General features: G+C 40.9%; 22 protein-coding genes and 3 riboswitches. Of the genes, 17 read left to right on the top strand and 5 right to left on the bottom strand.

Annotated elements, in window-relative coordinates; translation table 11 throughout:
• Positions 1–38: 38 nt before the first annotated feature.
• Positions 39–197, bottom strand: a riboswitch (SAM riboswitch).
• 163 nt (positions 198–360) lie between these two features.
• The 6 genes from ACSSTM_RS05135 (at position 361) to ACSSTM_RS05110 (ending at position 5,408) form a co-directional block, all read left to right on the top strand.
• Complete coding sequence (locus ACSSTM_RS05135) at positions 361–1,551, top strand: pyridoxal phosphate-dependent aminotransferase (RefSeq protein WP_034662908.1); 1,191 nt, start codon at positions 361–363, stop codon at positions 1,549–1,551.
• Between the two features lie 44 nt (positions 1,552–1,595).
• A riboswitch (SAM riboswitch) is annotated at positions 1,596–1,697 on the top strand.
• A gap of 101 nt (positions 1,698–1,798) precedes the next feature.
• Positions 1,799–3,019, top strand: a complete 1,221-nt coding sequence (gene mtnW / locus ACSSTM_RS05130; RefSeq protein ID WP_095285067.1) for a 2,3-diketo-5-methylthiopentyl-1-phosphate enolase — start codon at positions 1,799–1,801, stop codon at positions 3,017–3,019.
• Positions 3,020–3,715 (top strand): 2-hydroxy-3-keto-5-methylthiopentenyl-1-phosphate phosphatase, encoded by a 696-nt coding sequence (locus tag ACSSTM_RS05125; protein ID WP_034662901.1) that lies wholly within the window; start codon positions 3,020–3,022, stop codon positions 3,713–3,715.
• Positions 3,679–4,317: a methylthioribulose 1-phosphate dehydratase gene (locus tag ACSSTM_RS05120; RefSeq protein ID WP_437404009.1), complete on the top strand. Its 639-nt coding sequence runs from the start codon at positions 3,679–3,681 to the stop codon at positions 4,315–4,317. Before ACSSTM_RS05125 ends, ACSSTM_RS05120 begins: the two co-directional genes overlap by 37 nt.
• A gap of 16 nt (positions 4,318–4,333) precedes the next feature.
• On the top strand, positions 4,334–4,864 hold the full coding sequence (locus tag ACSSTM_RS05115) for a 1,2-dihydroxy-3-keto-5-methylthiopentene dioxygenase (RefSeq protein WP_034662895.1): 531 nt from the start codon (positions 4,334–4,336) through the stop codon (positions 4,862–4,864).
• 301 nt (positions 4,865–5,165) lie between these two features.
• Positions 5,166–5,408, top strand: coding sequence for an aspartyl-phosphate phosphatase Spo0E family protein (locus ACSSTM_RS05110; RefSeq protein ID WP_034662891.1), 243 nt, complete (start codon positions 5,166–5,168; stop codon positions 5,406–5,408).
• A 46-nt stretch (positions 5,409–5,454) separates the two neighbouring features.
• On the opposite strand, the gene ACSSTM_RS05105 is transcribed toward ACSSTM_RS05110, so the two are convergent.
• Entirely contained in the window at positions 5,455–6,960 is a 1,506-nt protein-coding gene (locus tag ACSSTM_RS05105; RefSeq protein WP_034662888.1) for an ATP-binding protein, read from the bottom strand.
• A gap of 205 nt (positions 6,961–7,165) precedes the next feature.
• Here ACSSTM_RS05105 and ACSSTM_RS05100 point away from each other — a divergent pair, with 205 nt between their 5' ends.
• Positions 7,166–7,621 (top strand): MarR family winged helix-turn-helix transcriptional regulator, encoded by a 456-nt coding sequence (locus tag ACSSTM_RS05100; RefSeq protein WP_034662884.1) that lies wholly within the window; start codon positions 7,166–7,168, stop codon positions 7,619–7,621.
• A gap of 29 nt (positions 7,622–7,650) precedes the next feature.
• Here the strand turns inward: ACSSTM_RS05100 and motB are convergent, their stop codons facing one another.
• The 3 genes from motB to ACSSTM_RS05085 form a co-directional block, all read right to left on the bottom strand.
• Positions 7,651–8,415: a flagellar motor protein MotB gene (gene motB, locus ACSSTM_RS05095; RefSeq protein WP_060596120.1), complete on the bottom strand. Its 765-nt coding sequence runs from the start codon at positions 8,413–8,415 to the stop codon at positions 7,651–7,653.
• Complete coding sequence (gene motA, locus ACSSTM_RS05090) at positions 8,408–9,202, bottom strand: flagellar motor stator protein MotA (RefSeq protein WP_034662877.1); 795 nt, start codon at positions 9,200–9,202, stop codon at positions 8,408–8,410. Before motA ends, motB begins: the two co-directional genes overlap by 8 nt.
• 375 nt (positions 9,203–9,577) lie before the next feature.
• Positions 9,578–11,680 (bottom strand): ATP-dependent Clp protease ATP-binding subunit, encoded by a 2,103-nt coding sequence (locus ACSSTM_RS05085; RefSeq protein ID WP_309415478.1) that lies wholly within the window; start codon positions 11,678–11,680, stop codon positions 9,578–9,580.
• Between the two features lie 243 nt (positions 11,681–11,923).
• On the opposite strand from ACSSTM_RS05085, the gene ACSSTM_RS05080 reads away from it, so the two are divergent.
• The 6 genes from ACSSTM_RS05080 to ACSSTM_RS05055 all read left to right on the top strand — a co-directional run bounded on the left by ACSSTM_RS05080 (position 11,924) and on the right by ACSSTM_RS05055 (position 16,067).
• Entirely contained in the window at positions 11,924–12,967 is a 1,044-nt protein-coding gene (locus tag ACSSTM_RS05080; RefSeq protein ID WP_309415479.1) for a YkvI family membrane protein, read from the top strand.
• A 71-nt stretch (positions 12,968–13,038) separates the two neighbouring features.
• Positions 13,039–13,083, top strand: a riboswitch (PreQ1 riboswitch).
• A gap of 159 nt (positions 13,084–13,242) precedes the next feature.
• Positions 13,243–13,899 (top strand): 7-cyano-7-deazaguanine synthase QueC, encoded by a 657-nt coding sequence (gene queC, locus ACSSTM_RS05075; RefSeq protein ID WP_024424683.1) that lies wholly within the window; start codon positions 13,243–13,245, stop codon positions 13,897–13,899.
• The gene (gene queD / locus ACSSTM_RS05070) at positions 13,900–14,340 is read left to right on the top strand and encodes a 6-carboxytetrahydropterin synthase QueD (protein WP_095285072.1); all 441 of its coding nucleotides are present in this window, start codon (positions 13,900–13,902) and stop codon (positions 14,338–14,340) included.
• The gene (queE, locus tag ACSSTM_RS05065) at positions 14,333–15,064 is read left to right on the top strand and encodes a 7-carboxy-7-deazaguanine synthase QueE (RefSeq protein WP_034662862.1); all 732 of its coding nucleotides are present in this window, start codon (positions 14,333–14,335) and stop codon (positions 15,062–15,064) included. Before queD ends, queE begins: the two co-directional genes overlap by 8 nt.
• 15 nt (positions 15,065–15,079) lie before the next feature.
• Positions 15,080–15,577 (top strand): preQ(1) synthase, encoded by a 498-nt coding sequence (queF, locus tag ACSSTM_RS05060; protein WP_003211403.1) that lies wholly within the window; start codon positions 15,080–15,082, stop codon positions 15,575–15,577.
• Positions 15,578–15,848: 271 nt separating this feature from the next.
• A complete protein-coding gene (locus tag ACSSTM_RS05055; RefSeq protein WP_034662856.1) occupies positions 15,849–16,067 on the top strand; it encodes a hypothetical protein in 219 nt (72 codons plus the stop codon).
• 123 nt (positions 16,068–16,190) lie between these two features.
• Here the strand turns inward: ACSSTM_RS05055 and ACSSTM_RS05050 are convergent, their stop codons facing one another.
• The gene (locus tag ACSSTM_RS05050; protein ID WP_003211747.1) at positions 16,191–16,379 is read right to left on the bottom strand and encodes a YkvS family protein; all 189 of its coding nucleotides are present in this window, start codon (positions 16,377–16,379) and stop codon (positions 16,191–16,193) included.
• Positions 16,380–16,547: 168 nt separating this feature from the next.
• Between ACSSTM_RS05050 and ACSSTM_RS05045 the strand changes: the two genes are divergently transcribed.
• The 4 genes from ACSSTM_RS05045 to stoA all read left to right on the top strand — a co-directional run bounded on the left by ACSSTM_RS05045 (position 16,548) and on the right by stoA (position 19,876).
• A complete protein-coding gene (locus ACSSTM_RS05045; RefSeq protein WP_034662854.1) occupies positions 16,548–16,742 on the top strand; it encodes a hypothetical protein in 195 nt (64 codons plus the stop codon).
• Between the two features lie 307 nt (positions 16,743–17,049).
• On the top strand, positions 17,050–17,703 hold the full coding sequence (locus tag ACSSTM_RS05040) for a cell wall hydrolase (protein ID WP_095285075.1): 654 nt from the start codon (positions 17,050–17,052) through the stop codon (positions 17,701–17,703).
• A gap of 313 nt (positions 17,704–18,016) precedes the next feature.
• Positions 18,017–19,333, top strand: a complete 1,317-nt coding sequence (locus ACSSTM_RS05035; protein WP_034662848.1) for a polysaccharide biosynthesis protein — start codon at positions 18,017–18,019, stop codon at positions 19,331–19,333.
• Between the two features lie 54 nt (positions 19,334–19,387).
• On the top strand, positions 19,388–19,876 hold the full coding sequence (stoA, locus tag ACSSTM_RS05030; RefSeq protein ID WP_034662845.1) for an endospore biogenesis thiol-disulfide oxidoreductase StoA: 489 nt from the start codon (positions 19,388–19,390) through the stop codon (positions 19,874–19,876).
• Positions 19,877–19,990: the final 114 nt, after the last annotated feature.

The following is a 19,990-nucleotide window of genomic DNA, read 5'->3' as shown; positions in this document are numbered from 1 at the left end:
GAGAGAAAGAGGCTTGATGGCGTGTATGCTCAAAGCCTCTCTTATCTCTCAGCACATACGTCTGATGGAATTAGCACCGTGCCCTATAAGACAATTGTCTTGGCGCTTACTTGCTGCGCCCCACTTCACAGTGGTATTAACGGTCGGTTGCTGTTGGGGTCAAAAGGCCAAATCCCTCGCCCAACTCTCGATAAGAGAAATCAATATGTAATTGTTTCGTGTCTGTTTGCATTTCTTAATTCAAGATATTATCAGAGCTGCGCTTCACATGTCAATCTTTTTTCAAAATTGCTTTACAATTCATAAAACAATCCATTACAGTGTTTGTATTGTTACGTAACTTGAATAGAAGGTGAAGAAATGGAATTCCAGCAATCAGATGTATTGAAACAATTACCGAAACAATTTTTTGCGTCTCTTGTCCAAAAGGTGCAGAAAAAGGTGCAGGAAGGGGCAGATATCATTAATTTAGGGCAGGGAAATCCTGATCAGCCAACCCCTTCGCATATTGTAAAAGCCATGCAGGAAGCGGTATTAAAACCTGAAAATCATCAATACTCGTCATTCCGCGGAACAGCGAAATTAAAAAAGGCTGCCGCCGCCTTTTATGAAAGAGAATATGGTGTCACGCTTGATCCGATGAAGGAGATTGCGATTTTATTTGGCGGGAAAGCGGGACTTGTTGAGCTGCCGCAATGCCTGCTGAATCCTGGAGATACACTCCTTGTCCCAGACCCTGGTTACCCTGATTATTGGTCAGGTGCCGTGCTTGCTGGAGCTCAGATGGTGACGATGCCGCTTCTTGAACAAAATGATTTTTTACCTGACTATGATCGATTGCCTGAGAATGATAAGAAAAAAGCAAAGTTGATGTATTTAAATTATCCCAACAATCCGACAGGTGCCACGGCAAGTCGTGCGTTTTTTGAAGAAACCGTTACATTTGCGAGAGATCACAAACTCTGTGTTGTCCATGATTTTGCGTATGGCGGCATTGGGTTTGATGGGAAAAAGCCGATCAGCTTTTTGCAAACAGATGGAGCGAAAGAGACGGGTATTGAAATTTATACATTGTCTAAAACGTATAATATGGCCGGCTGGAGAGTGGGTTTTGCAGCAGGAAATCCGTCTGTTATTGAAGCGATTGAGCTTTATCAGGATCACCTGTTTGTTTCACTGTTTAAAGCAACTCAAGATGCAGCAGCGGAAGCCCTATTAAGCGACCAAACGTGCGTACAGGTGCAAAATGATCGATATGAGAAAAGGCGAAATGTGTGGATCGCTGCCTGCAAGGAGATTGGCTGGGAGGTCACAGCACCAAAGGGGTCATTTTTTGCTTGGCTAAAGGTGCCAGAAGGATATACATCTGAATCTTTTTCTGACGTATTATTAGAGAAAGCACATGTTGTTGTGGCTCCGGGGAATGGGTTTGGTACTCACGGTGAAGGGTACGTGAGAGTTGGGCTTTTAACAAGTGATGAGCGGTTACAAGAAGCCGCTCGGCGTATCGCTGCCTTGAATCTGTTTGAAAATAAGCCATTGACAACATAAAAAAATGGTGCGATAATTCAGACAATATTTAAGAAAATTGAATATTCTTATCAAGAGTAGGCAGAGGGACTAGCCCAATGAAGCCCGGCAACCGACTTCCATGAAGCACGGTGCTAATTCTTGCAGCAAGCGCTGAGAGATAAGATTCGGATGAATGACACGAAATAACCTCTTTAAGGCGCTGACAAAGCACTTGAAGAGGTTTTTTATTGACCATATGCATGACGCAATCGAAAGGGGATTCCTAGTGAGTGAATTACTGGCAACATACGTATTAACACATCGAGAGGATGAACAAGTGAACCGAAAAGCGGAGCAGATCGCACTTGGTTTAACAGTGGGATCATGGACAGATTTGCCGCAGCTCAAAAAGGAGCAGCTTCAAAAACATAAAGGACGGGTAGAAAAAGTATCAGAAAAGGTTGCTTCAGCCGAAAATGGCCTATATCAATCTGAGGTGACCATTGCTTATCCTGAGGCTAACTTTTCAGCTGATATACCGGCCGTTTTGACGACGATCTTTGGAAAGCTTTCACTTGATGGAAAAGTGAAGCTAGTCGACATACAATTCTCGGATAGATTTAAAAGAAGCCTGCCAGGACCGGTATTTGGAATTGATGGCATACGCAAAAAAGCAGGCGTGTTTGATCGTCCGTTGTTGATGAGTATTTTTAAAGGTGTCATTGGCCGTGATATGGCGGATTTAAAAGAGCAGCTCCGTTTACAAGCATTAGGCGGCGTTGACTTTATCAAAGACGATGAAATTTTATTTGAGAGCCCGCTAGCCCCTTTTGAAGAACGAATCAAAGAAGGAAAAAAGATATTAAAAGAAACATATGAAGAGACAGGGCACCGAACGTTATATGCCGTTAATTTAACAGGCAGAACCTTTGAACTGAAGGATCGAGCAAGAAAGGCAGCTGAACTCGGAGCGGATGCACTCTTATTCAATGTCTTTGCCTACGGACTAGATGTCATGCAAAGCTTAGCTGAGGATCCAGATATTCCATTGCCTATCATGGCCCATCCCGCAGTAAGCGGCGCTTTGACATCATCGCCTGAATATGGATTCTCGCATTCTCTTCTTTTAGGTAAATTAAATCGATATGCTGGCGCTGATTTGAGTCTTTTTCCCTCACCTTATGGGTCGGTCGCACTTCCGAAAAAAGATGCTTTTGGAATCTATGAAGCTTGTGTAAAAGAGGATTTGGTGCAAAAAACGTTCCCAGTCCCGTCAGCAGGCATTCACCCTGGAATGGTTCCAGTATTGATTAAAGATTTTGGACTCGATCATGTGATTAATGCTGGTGGAGGAATTCACGGACATCCGCGTGGAGCCATCGGTGGAGGGAAAGCATTTCGATCGATCATTGATGCGGTGATACATGGAGAGTCGATCCAAGAGAAGGCAGCTTCTTGCCAAGACTTAAAAGCAGCACTTGATCTATGGGGAAGGGTAGCGGAATAAATGAAAAAACCAATTGTATGTTGTGATTTTGATGGAACAATTACGAAAAATGATAATATCATTCGCATCATGAAACACTTTGCACCAAGTGAATGGACGAAGCTGAAGGATGATGTTCTCTCAAAGGAGATCACCATTCAAGAAGGCGTCGGGCAGATGTTTCAATTACTGACGAGTGATCAAAAAGAAGCCATTCAGTCGTTTATTTTAGAAGATACAGAGATTCGAGAAGGATTCACGCAATTTGTTGATTATGTGAAAAAGGCTGATATCCCTTTCTATGTGCTAAGCGGCGGGATGGACTTTTTTGTCTATCCCATACTCGAGGGCATTGTGGGCAGAGACAATATTTATTGCAATCATGCCTCATTTGGGGAAGATCATATTCAGATTGAATGGCCGCATGCCTGCGATTCGCAATGTCAAAATGGCTGTGGATGCTGCAAGCCGTCAATCATTCGAGAGCTGACCCATAAGAATGACTTCATCATCATGATCGGAGATTCAGTCACCGATGTGGAGGCGGCAAAGCATGCGGATCTCACATTTGCGCGCGACTACTTGCTGAATGAATGTAAGGAGCTTGGGCTTATATATCAAGAGTATGAAACATTTATTGATCTTAAAGCGCAATTTGATCAAATAAAGGAAGTGAAGGAATGGCAGACGCAAAGAGCAAGCGCTGGCAGGAGCTAGCAGACGTCAAACGTGAACTGGCACAAAGAGACTGGTTTTACGGAACAAGCGGCAATTTATCGATCAAGGTGTCGGATGATCCAATCACGTTTTTGGTGACGGCAAGCGGTAAAGATAAACGAAAAGAAACGGATGAAGATTTTGTTTTATTGAACGCAGCAGGCAAGCCTGATGATCCGAACGAACAGCTTAGACCATCAGCCGAAACACTGCTTCACACATACGTGTATGAGCGGACGGAAGCAGGTTGCTGCCTCCATGTCCATACAATCGATAATAATGTGATGTCTGAGCTGTATGGGGGTAAGGGCGAGGTTCGTTTGAAAGGAAACGAAATCATCAAGGCGCTTGGTTACTGGGAAGAGGATGCAGAAGTGTCGATACCGATTATTGAAAATCCAGCCCACATTCCGCATCTTGCAGCACAATTTGCAAAGCATCTCACTGAAGAGTCAGAATCAGGTGCGGTGCTCATTCGAAATCACGGCATCACTGTCTGGGGAAAAACAGCCTTTGAAGCAAAACGAGTATTAGAGGCGTATGAATTTTTATTTAGCTACCACTTAAAATTAATGCTTTATCAAAAGCAGCTTGTCAGATAAAAAGGAGGAAAAGCACATGGCGACGATTTTGATTCATAACGAAGAGAACACATTACTTGAAAGCGAGCAAGAGGTAGCAGCATATTTAGAAAAGCAAGGGGTCATTTATGAACATTGGGATATTGCAAAGCTGCCAAACCGGTTATCAGAAAAGTATGATTTAACAGATGAGGAAAAGGAAGAGATTTTGACTGTTTTTCAAAAGGAAATCCAGCGTATATCTGAAAAACGAGGGTACAAAGCGCAGGATGTGATTTCATTATCTGACGCCACACCAAATCTAGATGAGCTGCTCCAAAATTTTAAGCGTGAGCATCATCATACAGATGACGAAGTACGTTTTATTGTAAGCGGGCATGGAATCTTTGCCATTCAGAGTAAGGATGGCGTCTTTTTTGATGTGAGACTGAATCCAGGCGATTTAATTTCTGTCCCGCCACATATTCGTCACTACTTTACACTTCAAGAGGATCGCAAAGTGGTCGCAGTTCGCATATTTGTCACAACTGAGGGCTGGGTGCCAATTTACGAGGAAGAAACGGTTTAATGACAGGAGCTGATCATTCCGCATGAGGCGGATGATCAGCTTTTTTTTAGGAAAATAGGCATAAAATGAGAAAGAAAATAGTTGATTTTGATCTTCCGCATAGGATAAAATTCTGTTTAATCCATGTGTCAGTCCTGTCCAAATTTGAAGTTTACCCCCAAATTAGATTGGGTAAGAGGTCTTTAGGCTGTAAAAAATTAAATAAAATAAGCATATTTAATTTAATTTACAAATAAAGTATAATTTTGGTGTCGGATCATTTTGAGCATAGACAGTCGAATTCATTGCGGGAGCTGAGATCATGAATATTTATGTAAGGAAAGAACAATTGCTGATGTCCATTGATGAGAAGAGAAAACAGATGGTAGAAGCTGCTCAAGCGGAAGGCTACACTGGTGAGACGACAATTAAATATAGTCAAGAACTAGACAACCTGATGAATGAGTATCAGTATCTCCTTTTTCATGAGAAACAATCTGCCCCCTCCTTTCATGATCTTGTATCTCAAATGAGTCTTCTATCTGTGAACCGCCCTTCTTATTGACATGAAAAACCGGTCTTGCCTAAGCAAAACCGGCTGAATGTTTCAGCTATGCTGAGTGAGCAGAAGGAAGCATGATCATGACGGTTGTTCCTTTATTCACTTCGCTCTCGATATCAATTGTCCCGCCATACATCGAAATGATTCGTTTACACACGACAAGCCCAAGACCTGTCCCTTTTTCCTTCGACGTAATAAAAGGAAGGAAGATATGCTTTAACATTTCTTCTGGTATGCCTTCACCCGTATCTTTCACTTTAATGATGACATGTTCTTTTTCAGCCTCAATCAAAATCTTCAAATGACCGCCATTTGGCATCGCTTCTAACGAGTTCTTCGCTACATTTAATACGACTTGTTTAATGTGATCCTTTGTGCAATATACCCCAACATCCTGAATCGTATTAATTTGCAAATCAACCTCAACATTATAAAGGTTCGCCTCAGAGAAAACGATCGGCATGATCTCACTTACAATTTCTTTTACAGAGTTATTCTGCCATTTTTCTGCCGTTGGTTTCCCTAATACAAGAAACTCACTGACGATTTGGTTGATTCGTTTAATTTCTTCTTCAATGACAGAAAAATAGAGCTGATCTTCTTCTGAATGATACTTCTTTTGCAAAAGCTGTATAAATCCGCTGATCCCTGTTAATGGGTTGCGAATTTCGTGTGCCGTACTTGCTGCGAGGGTTCCGATTAATTCAAGCTTTTGCGCTTCATTTTGGTGACGCTCCTGCTGGGTTTGACGCCTTAAAATGATATATTGAACAAGTGTGAATAAAATATTTAATAAAATAAAAGCACTGGATAAAGGGATCAACATAACAGACAGCACTTCACCTGTAGACGCGCGCTGCGGAAAGACCTCCAGCTTCCAGCTGTTTTCATCTAAATATGTAGACACGGTGCTGCCATTTTCTGATGCTGGCTGCGGACCACTTGTAAACACCACATGTCCATTTTGATTCAGCATCTTAAAATGAAGATCAGGGTTCAATACATTCATAATATTTCTTAAATAATCAATTTGAATGGCGGCAATTAGCACATTGGTGACTTCTTCATTTTCATCCAGAACAGGCACGCAAATGGAGAGAATCCGCTGTTTTGTAATTCGGCTCACATAGTTATCTGTGATCACCGTCTGCTTGGTCACTTGAATGCGCTTAAAGTAATCTCTAAATGATAGGTTGATTTTTTCCTTTAACGGTGTGGTGCTTACTGATACATTTCCTTTTTTGTCTAGGAGATACAGACCTGAAAAACGAGGTTCTTGTTTATAGATTTTCTCTAGGATGTTTTCTACTTTTTTCGTCTCGAGAGGCTGGTCAAATCCCATGGCAAGTGAAGTTAATCTCGCTTCTGTTTCACTAATTAAATAATTCATTTGGTTTTTGTGAATATTTAACATAAGTGTAGCAGTTTGTTTGTTTTTTAAGTCGATTTTTTCCGTTTCTTTTTCGTAGATAAAATAACTAATGATTAGGGTTGGAATCATGACCAAAATAAGGTACAGCCTGATCTTTTTCCAAAACCCTTTCAGTATACTCATCATTCATCGCTCCAACGTATTACCTAATAGACTTATTATAGCATTGAACCTATCTTTATTACGATGACTTGTGTGATTTTTAAAAAATTAGGTGATTCGTTCTGGTCTCATTTTCATGCTAAAGATGGATCAAGATGTTGACATTTTACTTATTGTTTATTAATGTCACATTAGTGGGTTGCATTTCATAAAGGATGATAAAAAAATGGAAAATCATAATGTTGAGAAATCTTTGAAATTATTTATTGTATTATCACGTGCCTATCGCTCAATTAATCATCACATGAACAAACATATTGTGAAGCACGGGCTGAATCCGACTGAATTTGCAGTATTAGAATTACTGTATCATAAAGGGGATCAGCCGCTTCAGCAAATCGGTGATAAGATTTTACTTGCAAGCGGCAGCATCACGTATGTGGTCGATAAATTGGAGAAGAAAGAACTCCTCAGTCGTAGGGCCTGTGCAGAAGACCGCAGGGTGACATTTGCGCATATTACCAAGCAGGGACGAGCTTTGCTTGATGATATCTTCCCGGATCATGCGAAAGAAATTCATGAGATGATCAGTGTCCTGAGCGAAGAAGAGAAGGATGCCTGCATTGATATGCTCAAACATGTGGGACTGCGTGCAAAGCATTTATATGATCATACAGAATAAATAGAAAAGGAAGCCGAGGGCTCCCTTTTTTATTTCGCTTTTTTCTCAATCGGTAAAATGAGTACTTCTACGCGTCGGTTTTTACTTCTGCCTTCTGCTGTATCGTTTGAAGCAACCGGCTTGAATTCACCGAAACCTTTTGTACTAAAGTTCTCTTGGTCTAGATTGCTGTTCTCAAGTAGAATACTCAAAAAGTTTACAGCACGAATGGCACTTAAATACCAGTTGGATTCAAATTCTGAATTTCTGATCGGTACATTATCAGTATGTCCGCTAATGACGATGTCACGAGCGGGGTTAATGACAAGTAGTTTTGAGATTTCCTTTGCTAACGGGACATCTTGAGGGCGAATAACCGCCCGGCCAGAATCAAAGAAGATACTGTCTTCTATCGTAATGAGCAAACCTTCGTCCGTGAGCTTTGTTTCGAGCTTAGCTCCAAGTTTCTTATTGGCAATGAAGGAATCCACTTGCTTTTTGACCTTTGTGAGAACGGCATGGTCTCGAGCTTTCGCTTTGGCTTCTTCATCTTCTTCGGCTGCTTTCTTGGTCTGGTTGCTATTTTCAGTTTCTTCAGTGCTTTGCATGCTGGTTTGATCCATGACACCAGTACCGCCCGTAAAGACGACATTAAAAGACTTTGCCATCTGTTCATATTTTGCCGCATCAATCGAACTAGATGCAAAAAGCACAATGAAGAGAGCGAGTAGAAGCGTCAGAAGATCGGCATAAGGGATCAGCCAAGATTCATCTACATGGTCATCGTGATCATGTTTTTTACGTTTCCTAGCCATTTTGTTTTTCTCCTTCTTCAATGACAAGATTTGCACGTTCTTTCGCTGGTAAGTACATGAGAAGTTTTTGTTCAATCACTTTTGGAGATTGACCTTCAAGAACAGAAAGGATCCCTTCGATCATAATCAGACGAAGTTTTACTTCTTCCTTTGATTTACGCTTCAGCTTGTTGGCAAATGGATGCCATAACACATACCCGGTAAAAATCCCAAGCAGTGTGGCAACGAAGGCTGCACTGATTGCATGTCCAAGTGCTTCAATATCTCCCATGTTTGCAAGTGCGGCAATAAGTCCGACAACGGCGCCAAGTACACCAAGCGTCGGAGCGTATGTACCGGCTTGTGTAAAGATTAATGCGCCTGACTGATGTCTTTCAGACATGGCGTCAACTTCTTCTGTTAAGACGTCGCGAATAAATTCTGCACTTTGACCGTCAACCGCCATACTTAAGCCGTTCTTAAGGAAATCGTCATCTACTTCCTCAATGCTAGCTTCTAATGCCAAAAGACCTTCACGACGCGCAATTTGTGCCCAGTTTGAAAAAAGAGGGATCATTTCTTGAATCGTTGGAAGCTGGTTGTCTTTGAAAATTTTGCCGAACAATTTTGGCGTTTTCTTAATTTCACTAGATGGGAATGCGATGACAACAGCTGCAATCGTCCCAACCACAATGATCAATATAGCCGCTGGGTTGATAAGAGCGGTTAGACTTACACCTTTCAAAACCATACCGACACTCAGTGCAATAAATGCTAAAATAATACCTATTAACGATGTTTTGTCCATTATCTCACCAAATCCTTTAACTATCTTTTTCTATAGTTAATATCGGTGTCTTCTAGAAGGGTTTTAGTCAGAATATAAAATTAAGGCAGTTTCTGTGAAGAAATTTTGACGAAAGCGCTTTCTATTACCTTAAAAAAGAAACTCCCTCTGATATAAAGGGAGTTTCTTTTTAATTTCTTTGAGCAGTTTCATTTAAAAGCAGCTCTTTTAATTTTTCTTCATACATAATTTTGACAAGATCATAGCTCCAATTCATCATGTGATCCACCTCTTTTTCTTTTATCGTAAAGGAAAAGAGGCGGAGGGGGCGTCGGCGTGCGGATGGAACTTAGACACCGCAACATGATGGAGCTGTAGATCCTTCTTAGGATGTACTTATCCTTTTTTTACTACAATTTCGTCATCTTCAACATCTACAGTAAATCCTGAAAGCTTTTCTTCTTCAAGCAATATTTCCGTCATTTGATCTTCAACATGCTCTTGAATGGTTCTTCTCAGTGGACGAGCACCAAATGCAGGATGATATCCAAGTTCTGCAATTTTTTCTTTCGCTTCTTTTGTCACATGGACTGTTAAATGTTGCTCTTTTAATTGCTCTGACAGCTCATTGAGCAGAAGATCCACAATCTTCACTAAATCATCTCTATCTAATGAGTCAAACTGAATGATGCTGTCAAAACGGTTCAAGAATTCTGGCTTGAAATAGGCGCTGAGTGAATCAATGAGTGATTGTTCCTCAATCGCTTCTTCCTGATCAGACTGGAAGCCGACTTTGACCGTTTTATCTGTGCTGCCTGCGTTACTTGTCATGATGATGACCGTATCTTTAAAGCTGACGGTTCTGCCTTGGCTGTCTGTTAACCGGCCATCTTCCATGATTTGAAGGAACATATGCTGCACATCAGGATGTGCTTTTTCGATTTCATCCAGCAAAATGATGCTGTATGGTTTTCTGCGCACTTTTTCCGTCAGCTGACCCGCTTCATCATGTCCAACATAACCAGGAGGAGAACCAATGAGCTTGGATACTGAGTGTTTCTCCATGTACTCACTCATATCTAAACGGATGATCGCATCTCTTGAACCGAATAATTCTTCAGCTAGCGTTTTTGACAATTCGGTTTTCCCGACACCTGTTGGTCCAACGAATAGGAAGGAGCCTGTTGGTCTATGTTTCGATTTTAAGCCGGCTCTGCTTCTTTTCACAGCTTTCGCCACTTTTTCAACCGCATGTTCCTGACCAATCACCCGTGCTTTTAAGCGGACGTCAATTTCTTTCATTTTGGTTTGTTCGTCTGCTTGCAGTTTGCCGACAGGGATGCCTGTTTTTTGTTCCACAATGGCTTGAATGGCTTCTGCTGTGACGACATGTTCTTTGTCATTTGTTTTGTTCTGAAGTCTTGCTTCAATGGCTTCTTCTTCATCTCGAAGCTTCGCTGCTTTTTCGTATTGTTCTTCTTTTAAAGCAGCTTGTTTTTCAGCAGCGATTTCTGTCAGACGATTCGTTAGTTCATCTTCACTTGCTGCATCAATGGAGAGGTTCGCTTTTGAACCTGCTTCATCCATTAAATCAATGGCTTTATCCGGCAAATGACGGTCTTGAATATACCGGGAAGATAATTGAACACACGCTTGAATAGCTTCGTCTGAATAAGTGACGCCATGATAACTTTCGTACTTATCTTGAATGCCTTTTAAAATCTCGACCGCTTCATCTTGTGTTGGTTCATCTACAATGACGGGCTGGAAGCGTCGTTCAAGGGCGGCATCTTTTTCAATTTGACGATATTCTTTTAATGTCGTCGCACCTACTAGCTGAAGCTCGCCTCGTGCAAGGGCTGGTTTTAAGATGTTTCCAGCATCCATTGACCCTTCGGCAGATCCTGCGCCTACAAGAAGATGGATTTCATCTACAAATAAGATAATATTTTTACGGCTTTGCAGCTCTTTAATTAACTGCTTCATTCTTTCCTCAAATTGACCACGTATCCCTGTATTCGCTACAAGGGAGGAGACATCTAATAAATAGATTTGTTTGTTCTTTAATTTATTTGGTACATCGCCACTTGCAATTTTCAGTGCGAGTCCTTCAGCGATCGCTGTTTTCCCAACACCTGGTTCACCAATCAGAACAGGGTTATTTTTATTTCTTCTATTTAAAATTTCAATGACTCTTGCGACTTCTTCATCACGGCCGATGACTGGATCAATTAAACCAGCATTTGCGCCATCTGTTAAATTCCGGCCAAGTTCATCGAGTAAGCCTTTTTGCTTTGGCTGCTCTCCGCTTTGTGCATGTCCTGCTTGCTCAGAGAAGAATGAGCTTCCCCCGAACAATTGAGGTCCCATTTTCATTTTTGATTGCTCCATCAAAGAGGTGTAGCAGTCTTCACATAAAACCATTTGGCTCCGGGACGAATTCACTTGCATATTCAGGCGAATAGTTGCTTCATTTACTTGACAATGTTGACAACGCATTTGCCATAACCTCCTTAAAATAAAGTTTGACTTTATTTGACCAATGAATGTTAAAGAAAATGGTCTGTTGTTTGACCATCTTTGACTATAGTATACTCTGACCTATTTTGACTTTCAACTGTTTTGCTCAAAGGCAGTTGAAAATCCTTTTTTGCATTTAATCATGGTTTGTCCTTCTTTTCAAGGAACTTGTCTCATAGGATAAAAAAAGACAATCGAAAGTGATGGGTGCGGAGGGGTCACATGAAACGTTCAAATGAATCCGCTTTTCAGCTTGCCTTTTTATATGTAGGAACAGTGGTTGGAGCTGGGTTTGCGACAGGAAAAGAAATCGTAGAATTTTTTGTTCGTTTTGGCTGGATTGGACTATTCGGAATCTTGATTAGCGGCGCTATTTTTACTGGACTTGGTGCAAAAATGATGCTCATTTCTAAACGAATTCAAGCAGAGTCTTATCAAGATATGAACCGGTTTCTATTTGGCGCAGCTGCAAGCAGGTATATTAATGTCGTCATGTTTTTTATTTTACTAGGCGTCACTTCAGTGATGATTTCTGGCGCAGGGGCTATTTTTGAAGAGCAGCTTGGCATATCAAAGGAATATGGAATCTTTTTGACGATCATTCTGAGCGTCATTGTGCTTTTGAAAGGTTCAAAAGGATTATTTGGTGTCAATGTTCTCGTCGTCCCAATGCTTATTTTCTTTTCATTGATCGTATTTCTTGATTCATTCGTTTTTAGCAGTAGTGAAAGTTATGTTCTTGCGCTTCAATTGGGTGAGGGAGAGTGGATTTTATCAGCTATCTCATATGGAGCTTTTAATTTAGCACTTTCTCAAGCAGTGTTAGTGCCCGTCGCAAATGAAATGACCTCTGAAGCGGTGATTAAAAAGGGAGCTGTGCTTGGGGGCGTCATGCTGACCCTTATTTTACTGGCATGCTTTTTATCTCTTTCTTCATTAAATATGCTGGAGGCGTTTGATATTCCAATGGCTCAGGTAGTGTATCAAGTAGCAAACTCCATTCACCTCATTTATTTATTTGTGATCTTCGGCGAAGTCTTTACATCCGTCATAGGCAATTTATATGGACTCGAGAGACAAGTGAGGACGTATATTCGGATGAACAGTGTCTTGACAATATCCCTTATTCTCTTATGCTGCTATGTGATTAGTAAAATCGGTTACGGTACATTGATATCAACGGTTTATCCTATTTTTGGCTATGTGAGCATCTTATTTATCCTCTTTCTTTGTCTAAAAAAAGTGCCTGCATCTCTTGATAAGTAAAGAAGGGATAGCCTGCATGAAAAATATGTGGTACACTATCCTCTGTGAAAATTGAACAAAAATCCGTGTAAACGGGAGAGGTTCTAGCAAAACCCTCTATAAAAAACTAAGGACTTGCCGTATCCTTGGATGTGGCATTTTTTATTTTTTATGGCTGGGACACCTCATACACATGTAAAGGTGTCTTTTCTTTTGAGAAAAATAGGGGTTTTCAAGAGCCTTTCAGATGCAGCTTTGTACGATTGTATAGATCTGCAAAAGGAGGAGAACAGAAAATGAAAAATGAAAAAGCAGTCGTTGTCTTTAGCGGGGGACAAGACAGTACGACATGTTTATTATGGGCACTTCAACAATTCGAAGAGGTAGAAACTGTGACCTTTCATTATAATCAGCGTCATCAAGAAGAAATTGATGTCGCGAAAAGAATTGCTGACAAGTTAGGTGTGAAGAATCATCTATTAGATATGTCTCTTTTGAATCAGCTTGCACCAAATGCTTTAACAAGAGATGACATTGACATTGAGGAAAAAGAAGGAGAGCTGCCTTCCACATTTGTACCAGGACGAAACTTAGTGTTCTTATCCTTCGCTTCTATTCTTGCGTATCAAATCGGAGCAAGACATATTATCACAGGTGTATGTGAAACAGACTTTAGCGGCTATCCAGATTGCCGTGACGAGTTTGTAAAGTCTTGTAATGTCACAGTGAATTTGGCGATGGAAAAACCATTTGTGATCCATACACCACTCATGTGGCTCAATAAAGCAGAAACATGGAAGCTTGCGGATGAGCTGAATGCGCTGGATTTTGTAAAAAATGAAACGCTCACTTGCTATAATGGCATCATTTCTGATGGCTGCGGGGAATGTCCTGCGTGTAAGCTTCGGAAAAATGGCTATGACACTTATATGGAAATGAAGGAGGCAAAATAAATGCTTTCTCAAATCTATCCACAAACGAATCATCCATTTTCATTTGAATTGAACAAAGATATGCATGTATCGGCTGCCCATTTCATCCCAAGAGAAGATGCAGGTGCTTGCAGCCGCGTACATGGTCATACGTACACCATCAATATAACCATTGCGGGAGACGAGCTAGATGAATCGGGTTTCCTTGTCAATTTCAGTACATTGAAGAAGCTCATTCATGGTCAGTACGATCACACGCTGCTCAATGATCATGAGGAATTCTCATCAACCGATCCATACGCGATGCCTACTACAGAGGTTGTGGCAAAGACAGTCCATGACAAAGTGGCAGCGTATTTATCGACTTTAGCGAACAAACCGGTATGTGTTCAGGTCTTTGTGAGGGAGACTCCAACAAGCTACTGCATTTACCGGCCGAAACGAGTTGAAAACAATGGCTAAAGCGATTCCTGTATTAGAAATCTTTGGTCCGACCATTCAAGGAGAAGGGATGGTCATTGGACAAAAAACCATGTTTGTCAGAACAGCTGGCTGTGACTACTCTTGCAGCTGGTGTGATTCCGCCTTTACATGGGATGGCTCAGCGAAGCATGACATTCAGTGGCTTCACGCAGAAGACATTGTCAAAGAATTAAAAAGAATAGGCGGACAGGCTTTTTCTCATGTCACCATTTCAGGAGGAAACCCTGCCCTTTTAAAACAAATGGAATCACTCATTGATTTGCTGCACGAAGAAGGAATTGATACAGCGCTTGAAACACAAGGGACGATGTATCAGGACTGGTTTTTGAAAATCGATGATTTAACCATTTCTCCGAAGCCGCCAAGCTCAAATATGAAAACAGATTTTACGAAACTAACACGAATCATAGATGAGCTGAAAAGCGGAAATAGATTGCAGCATGCAAGCCTGAAGGTCGTGATCTTTGACGATCATGATCTAGCCTATGCAAAGGATGTTCATGCGAAATATCCAGAGCTTCCTTTTTATCTGCAGGTAGGAAATGATGACACGACGACAGGTGATGATGCGTACTTATTGACGCATTTATTAAAGAGATATGAAGCGCTTGTCGATCAAGTAGCGCAAGATCCAGACTTAAATCGCGTAAGAGTGCTGCCGCAGCTGCACACATTATTGTGGGGAAATAAACGAGGCGTATAGAAAGGAAGAGACGACATGACGACAAGAAAACCAGAAGAATTAGAAGGTGTCACTTTACTAGGAAATCAAGGGACCAATTATTTGTTTGATTATGCACCACAAGTGCTTGAAACATTTCCGAATAAACATACAAATAGAGATTATTTTGTGAAATTCAACTGCCCAGAATTTACGTCACTTTGTCCGCAAACAGGTCAGCCGGATTTTGCGACAGTTTATATCAGCTATATCCCAAATGAAATCATGGTCGAAAGTAAATCACTAAAATTATATTTGTTCAGCTTCCGTAACCATGGTGACTTTCATGAGGATTGTATGAACATTATTATGAACGATCTCATTGAATTGATGGACCCAAGATACATTGAAGTGTGGGGCAAATTTACACCAAGAGGCGGTATTTCAATTGACCCGTATACGAACTACGGAAAACCTGGTACCAAATATGAAGAAATGGCATCATATCGTATGATGAACCATGATATGTATCCAGAAACGATTGATAATCGCTAATCAATAGGAAAAGACATGCCTGATGACATGTCTTTTTTTACGGGGTTAAAATGAATCAATCAGGCTGAACTTATAAAAAAAGAGAAGAGTCATGTCGCTCTTCTCATACAAATGGGAATAGAACTTGCTAGGACGGCTGGGGGCTACCAGCTCGTAAACATATTATATATGACAGAACGTATGTTTGTAAAGGTAAATCGTGTTTTTTTGCTTATCCTATTTGCTTTGAGATAAAATAGGGGGCAATGAACGGAAAACGGAGGCGTTTGAGTTGGCAAACAAAGAAGAAAAGACAGAGAAGCTGCTGATGGAGCTAAGAGAAGAGCTTCAAATGCTCGAACATCAAAACAAAGAACGATATAAATGGAGTGCCTCCACATTGCTTGGAGTGATTGCGCTTTTGATTGATAAAGGCGTTATCACCCCCGAGGAAGTTGACATGTACAAGACGAAAGCGGAAATGCAAACCTTTCATACGCAAAAAGACTGACACCGCTTCATATAGTGTCAGTCTTTTTCATATGTGATTGTCAAAGAGAGCTAAACTGTCAAACGAGAGCAGCTTTGCTTCGTATTTACGTATGTAACGATAGTCTGAATTGAGGATTGCAAATTAATGTACGGAGTCTTTGATGATTTTATAGTTTTTATGATTAACGACTGTTAGTGAATCCAGTTCTAAATCTCTATAGTTGTCCATAATGGTGACATCCACAATGACAGAGTTTTCATTCACTTTTTCAACTACACCTGTTAAACCATTTCTAAATTCGATCACATTTCCAATTTTTGCAATCTTCAACCGATCCCTCTCCTTTAAAAACAGATTTCATTCCCTATTAAAAAGTATTTTGCAATATTTTCATACCAATGTAAAGGATAAAGACGTTTTTGTTTCGTTTTCGTTGTATGCTTTCCTAACGAATGATATATTTAATATTTGATGATGGCTGTAAAGGAGCGGTTTTTTTTGACTGAAGAACAAATCCTCACAATCCTTGAATCGTTACGAAATGGGACAGAAAAGCAAGTGACCATCCAAAAAGATGATTTTTTAACGTTTCGTTCGTTCTTGGTGAATCAAGATGATTTTAAGCATTTTCGCGGGATTGCGAAACATGGTGGAGATGTTATTTTTGAATATCTTACAGAAGCAAGAAGCTAAAGCTTTTTCTCATGAATGAGAGAAAGCTTTTTTATTTTAGTTCTTTTGTCACACTTCATACCAGCTTGATACATCTGAAAAGAAAATGTAATAACCCATAATCAGGAGCATAAGGATGATTATAGGCGGAAACAGGACCTTTTCAAGCGCTAACAATGCCAGTTGATATGAAATTGAACTAATAAATTCCATTTAATGACGGAATTTGGACAGGCATGCAAATCTTTGTGCGTGAAAATAGAAGGAGCTCTTGTTAGAGTGGACAAGTATCTTACCGCCTATTTTGATTAAAGGAGGAATGAGGCGAATGATGAAAATTCATACAGCTCTTTTTGTCATCCTTATGCTGGTCGCAGCCATGAAGATGGACAACCTACAAGAGCAGCAAGGCACATTAAGTCACGAACTTTCACAAGCACCTGTTAAGCATGAGCTTTCATATATAGATCAAGATGATCACGATCAAGTCATCCCAGCATTTTCAGAGGAGAAGCGACAGCCGAAAGTCAAAATGCTAAGTACGTCTACAGAAGAAAAGTCTTCAAAAACGAAGCAAAAGAAAAGAGTAAAATCAGAAACGACGAATGAGGAAAGCGCCAAACGCTATTCTAATGAAGAAATGGAGCTACTCTCACGATTGGTACACGCTGAAGCGAAAGGTGAATCTTACGCAGGTAAAAAAGCTGTGGCAAGCGTCGTCTTAAACAGGGTGGAGCATCGCTCGTTTCCTGACAGTGTCAAAGGTGTTATTTATCAGCGAAATGCTTTCCAGCCAGTATCGAATGGAAGTATTCATGATAAAGCAGATCAAGATTCTGTTAAAGCTGTGAAACAGGTAGTGAAAGAACATGACAGAACAACAAAGGCCATCTATTTTTATAATCCCAAAACGGCAACAGATAACTGGATTCGTTCCCGCAAAATTGTAGAACGTATCGGTCGTCACGTATTTGCCGTATAAAGAAAAGAAGCGATCAATCAGATCGCTCCAGCGTGTAGACAAACCCTCGCATTCGTTGTCAGGTCTGCGCTCCGGTGCTCACGAATGTCAAATTCGCTCCGCGCCAGTGCTCGTCCTTCCTAGACTTCAAAGGTTTTCTATCACGCTGAAAGGAAGACAAAGGGCTAAAATAAAGATCATTTTTAGCCCTTTGTCAATATTCTAAAGCGATCAATCAGATCGCTCTTTTTTTTGTCTTCAATTATCAAAATATTTTCAGGACTTGTCTCATAGAATGTGAAAAGAATTTGCTTTTAGACAAAGGGGAGGCTACATGAATCGATTTGTAAAAGGGGTCATTCTGCTATCTGTCGCAGCTTTCATTGCGGAGTGTATAGAGTTTTTAGTCAATATGATTTTAGCGAGAGAGCTTGGAGAACATGGAATGGGTCTATATATGAGTATCCTTCCAATCATCATGCTTGTCCTTGTGATCGCCAGCTTAGAGCTGCCAGTCTCCATTTCTAAATTCATTGCAGAATCGCATGAGCGGCTCCACAAAAGTATGCTCCGCCATGCGTTTAAAATGACGCTTGTGGTGACATGTACAACAACGGGGATCGCAGCGATTGTACTGCCGTTCATTCCTGTATTTCAGTCATATCATCCGCTCATGAAAGGGCTGGTGCTGTCTCTTATTCCGATTATTGCGTTTACCTCTATCGCACGCGGCTATTTTATGGGAAAGCAGCAAATGGGCAGGATCGCTCTCGCCAATATGCTGAAGAAAACGATCCAGCTTATCTGCTTGTTTTTGTTTTTTCATTGGTATTCGTTTGATATTGAAACAGCGGTACTCATTGCCATCGGTGTCATTGTCGCGAGTGATCTCGTCGTCTTTATTTATTTATACTCCCAATACGTCATGGCGAAAAATGCTGTCAATGTCAGGTCTGTTGAATTAAGAGGGATTGACGTGAGAAAGCGCCTCTTAGCCGTCTCCATTCCGACAACGGGCATGCGGATTTTTCATGCGATCGCCAATGCGGTTGAACCGTTTTTAATCAAAGGAGCGCTTATTGCAGCAGGCATCTCTGGCACACTTGCTGTTGATCATTACGGCATGCTGGCTGGTGTCGCGATGTCGATTGGTTTTTTCCCAGCGTTTATCGCCCATTCCATCATGATTGTGATGATTCCCAATGTATCTGAAGCCTATGCATTAGGTCAGTATGATCTTGTGAAAAAACGTGTCAGGCAGGCAATACTCATTACGTTTGGGTACGGGGTGCCGGCAGTGATGGTGATGTATTATTTTGCTTATCCGCTCACACATCTCTTTTTTGATTCACCGCAAGCTGCTGTCTATTTACAGCTGCTTTGGCCGTACTTTTTATGCCACCTGTTTGTGATGCCATTTCAAGCTTGTTTAATCGGTATGGGGCTCATTAAAGATGTGTTCCTACATAATATATGGGTGCATGTCGTCTCGTTTTCTATGGTCTATTTTCTTGGTTCAATTGAAAGCTTAAATATGATGGGGGTTATATTAGGGATGAATACGGGGATGCTGCTGCTGACTGCACTGCATTATGCGACGATATGTAAGGAGCTCGGCGTTTCCATGTTTCTTAGAATGAAAAAAGCTTGAATGTCATTGTGATCGAGAGGGCAAGCTATAAGAAAACTGGGAAGGAAGATCCTGATGAATCGTAAATATCTACCCGCCAGTCTTCTCATGATGACCCTGCTTCTATTACTCATAGGCAACGATGCTGAAGCAAAAGAATCCGTTATGGCGCCAAGGATAGAGGCTCCTACATTAACTGGTGATACGCAGATGATTCCGCCGAAAGGAAAAAAGACCATCCTGCATTTTTGGACAACATGGTGCCCGTCCTGCAAAATGGAACTGCCCGTATTTGACCAAATCGTGAAAGAAAATCAGAGTGATGTTGATATCTTAACCGTGAATTTACTAGGGGCTGAACAAAGTAAACATGCGGTTGCCGAATTTGTGAAAGACAGAAAGTTTACATTCCCGGTCATTCTAGATGAGCACGGAGAAATGATGAAGAAATACCAAATCATCACCATTCCAACCACCTTTTTGATAAATGAAAAAGGGGAAATAGTGAAAAATCATGTAGGTCCACTGACGAAAAAACAAATCAAAGAGTGGACGGATTTTTAGAACGAAACCTTATTGTTAAGAACCAAGGCTCATTCCTTTGGTTCTTTTTTGTGTTCAATTGCTTTTCATCTGAATAAACTGTGCTCAGAAGAGATGGAATGGTCCACATCAATA

The organism is Bacillus sp. RK1064 (genome assembly GCF_051488405.1).
Lineage (GTDB): Bacteria > Bacillota > Bacilli > Bacillales > Bacillaceae > Bacillus.
The sequence above is the reverse complement of the archived record's forward strand: the minus strand, read 5'-3'. Positions and strand labels throughout refer to the sequence as shown.

Coding starts and splice junctions, on each gene's coding strand:
- ACSSTM_RS05120 (WP_437404009.1), top strand. CDS start 3,679: ATGGCAGACGCAAAGAGCAAGCGCTGGCAGGAGCTAGCAGACGTCAAA.
- stoA (WP_034662845.1), top strand. CDS start 19,388: ATGAATCGTAAATATCTACCCGCCAGTCTTCTCATGATGACCCTGCTT.
- ACSSTM_RS05035 (WP_034662848.1), top strand. CDS start 18,017: ATGAATCGATTTGTAAAAGGGGTCATTCTGCTATCTGTCGCAGCTTTC.
- ACSSTM_RS05100 (WP_034662884.1), top strand. CDS start 7,166: ATGGAAAATCATAATGTTGAGAAATCTTTGAAATTATTTATTGTATTA.
- ACSSTM_RS05115 (WP_034662895.1), top strand. CDS start 4,334: ATGGCGACGATTTTGATTCATAACGAAGAGAACACATTACTTGAAAGC.
- ACSSTM_RS05110 (WP_034662891.1), top strand. CDS start 5,166: ATGAATATTTATGTAAGGAAAGAACAATTGCTGATGTCCATTGATGAG.
- ACSSTM_RS05125 (WP_034662901.1), top strand. CDS start 3,020: ATGAAAAAACCAATTGTATGTTGTGATTTTGATGGAACAATTACGAAA.
- queC (WP_024424683.1), top strand. CDS start 13,243: ATGAAAAATGAAAAAGCAGTCGTTGTCTTTAGCGGGGGACAAGACAGT.
- queD (WP_095285072.1), top strand. CDS start 13,900: ATGCTTTCTCAAATCTATCCACAAACGAATCATCCATTTTCATTTGAA.
- ACSSTM_RS05135 (WP_034662908.1), top strand. CDS start 361: ATGGAATTCCAGCAATCAGATGTATTGAAACAATTACCGAAACAATTT.
- queF (WP_003211403.1), top strand. CDS start 15,080: ATGACGACAAGAAAACCAGAAGAATTAGAAGGTGTCACTTTACTAGGA.
- motA (WP_034662877.1), bottom strand. CDS start 9,202: ATGGACAAAACATCGTTAATAGGTATTATTTTAGCATTTATTGCACTG.
- motB (WP_060596120.1), bottom strand. CDS start 8,415: ATGGCTAGGAAACGTAAAAAACATGATCACGATGACCATGTAGATGAA.
- queE (WP_034662862.1), top strand. CDS start 14,333: ATGGCTAAAGCGATTCCTGTATTAGAAATCTTTGGTCCGACCATTCAA.
- ACSSTM_RS05040 (WP_095285075.1), top strand. CDS start 17,050: ATGATGAAAATTCATACAGCTCTTTTTGTCATCCTTATGCTGGTCGCA.
- ACSSTM_RS05105 (WP_034662888.1), bottom strand. CDS start 6,960: ATGAGTATACTGAAAGGGTTTTGGAAAAAGATCAGGCTGTACCTTATT.
- ACSSTM_RS05080 (WP_309415479.1), top strand. CDS start 11,924: ATGAAACGTTCAAATGAATCCGCTTTTCAGCTTGCCTTTTTATATGTA.
- ACSSTM_RS05085 (WP_309415478.1), bottom strand. CDS start 11,680: ATGCGTTGTCAACATTGTCAAGTAAATGAAGCAACTATTCGCCTGAAT.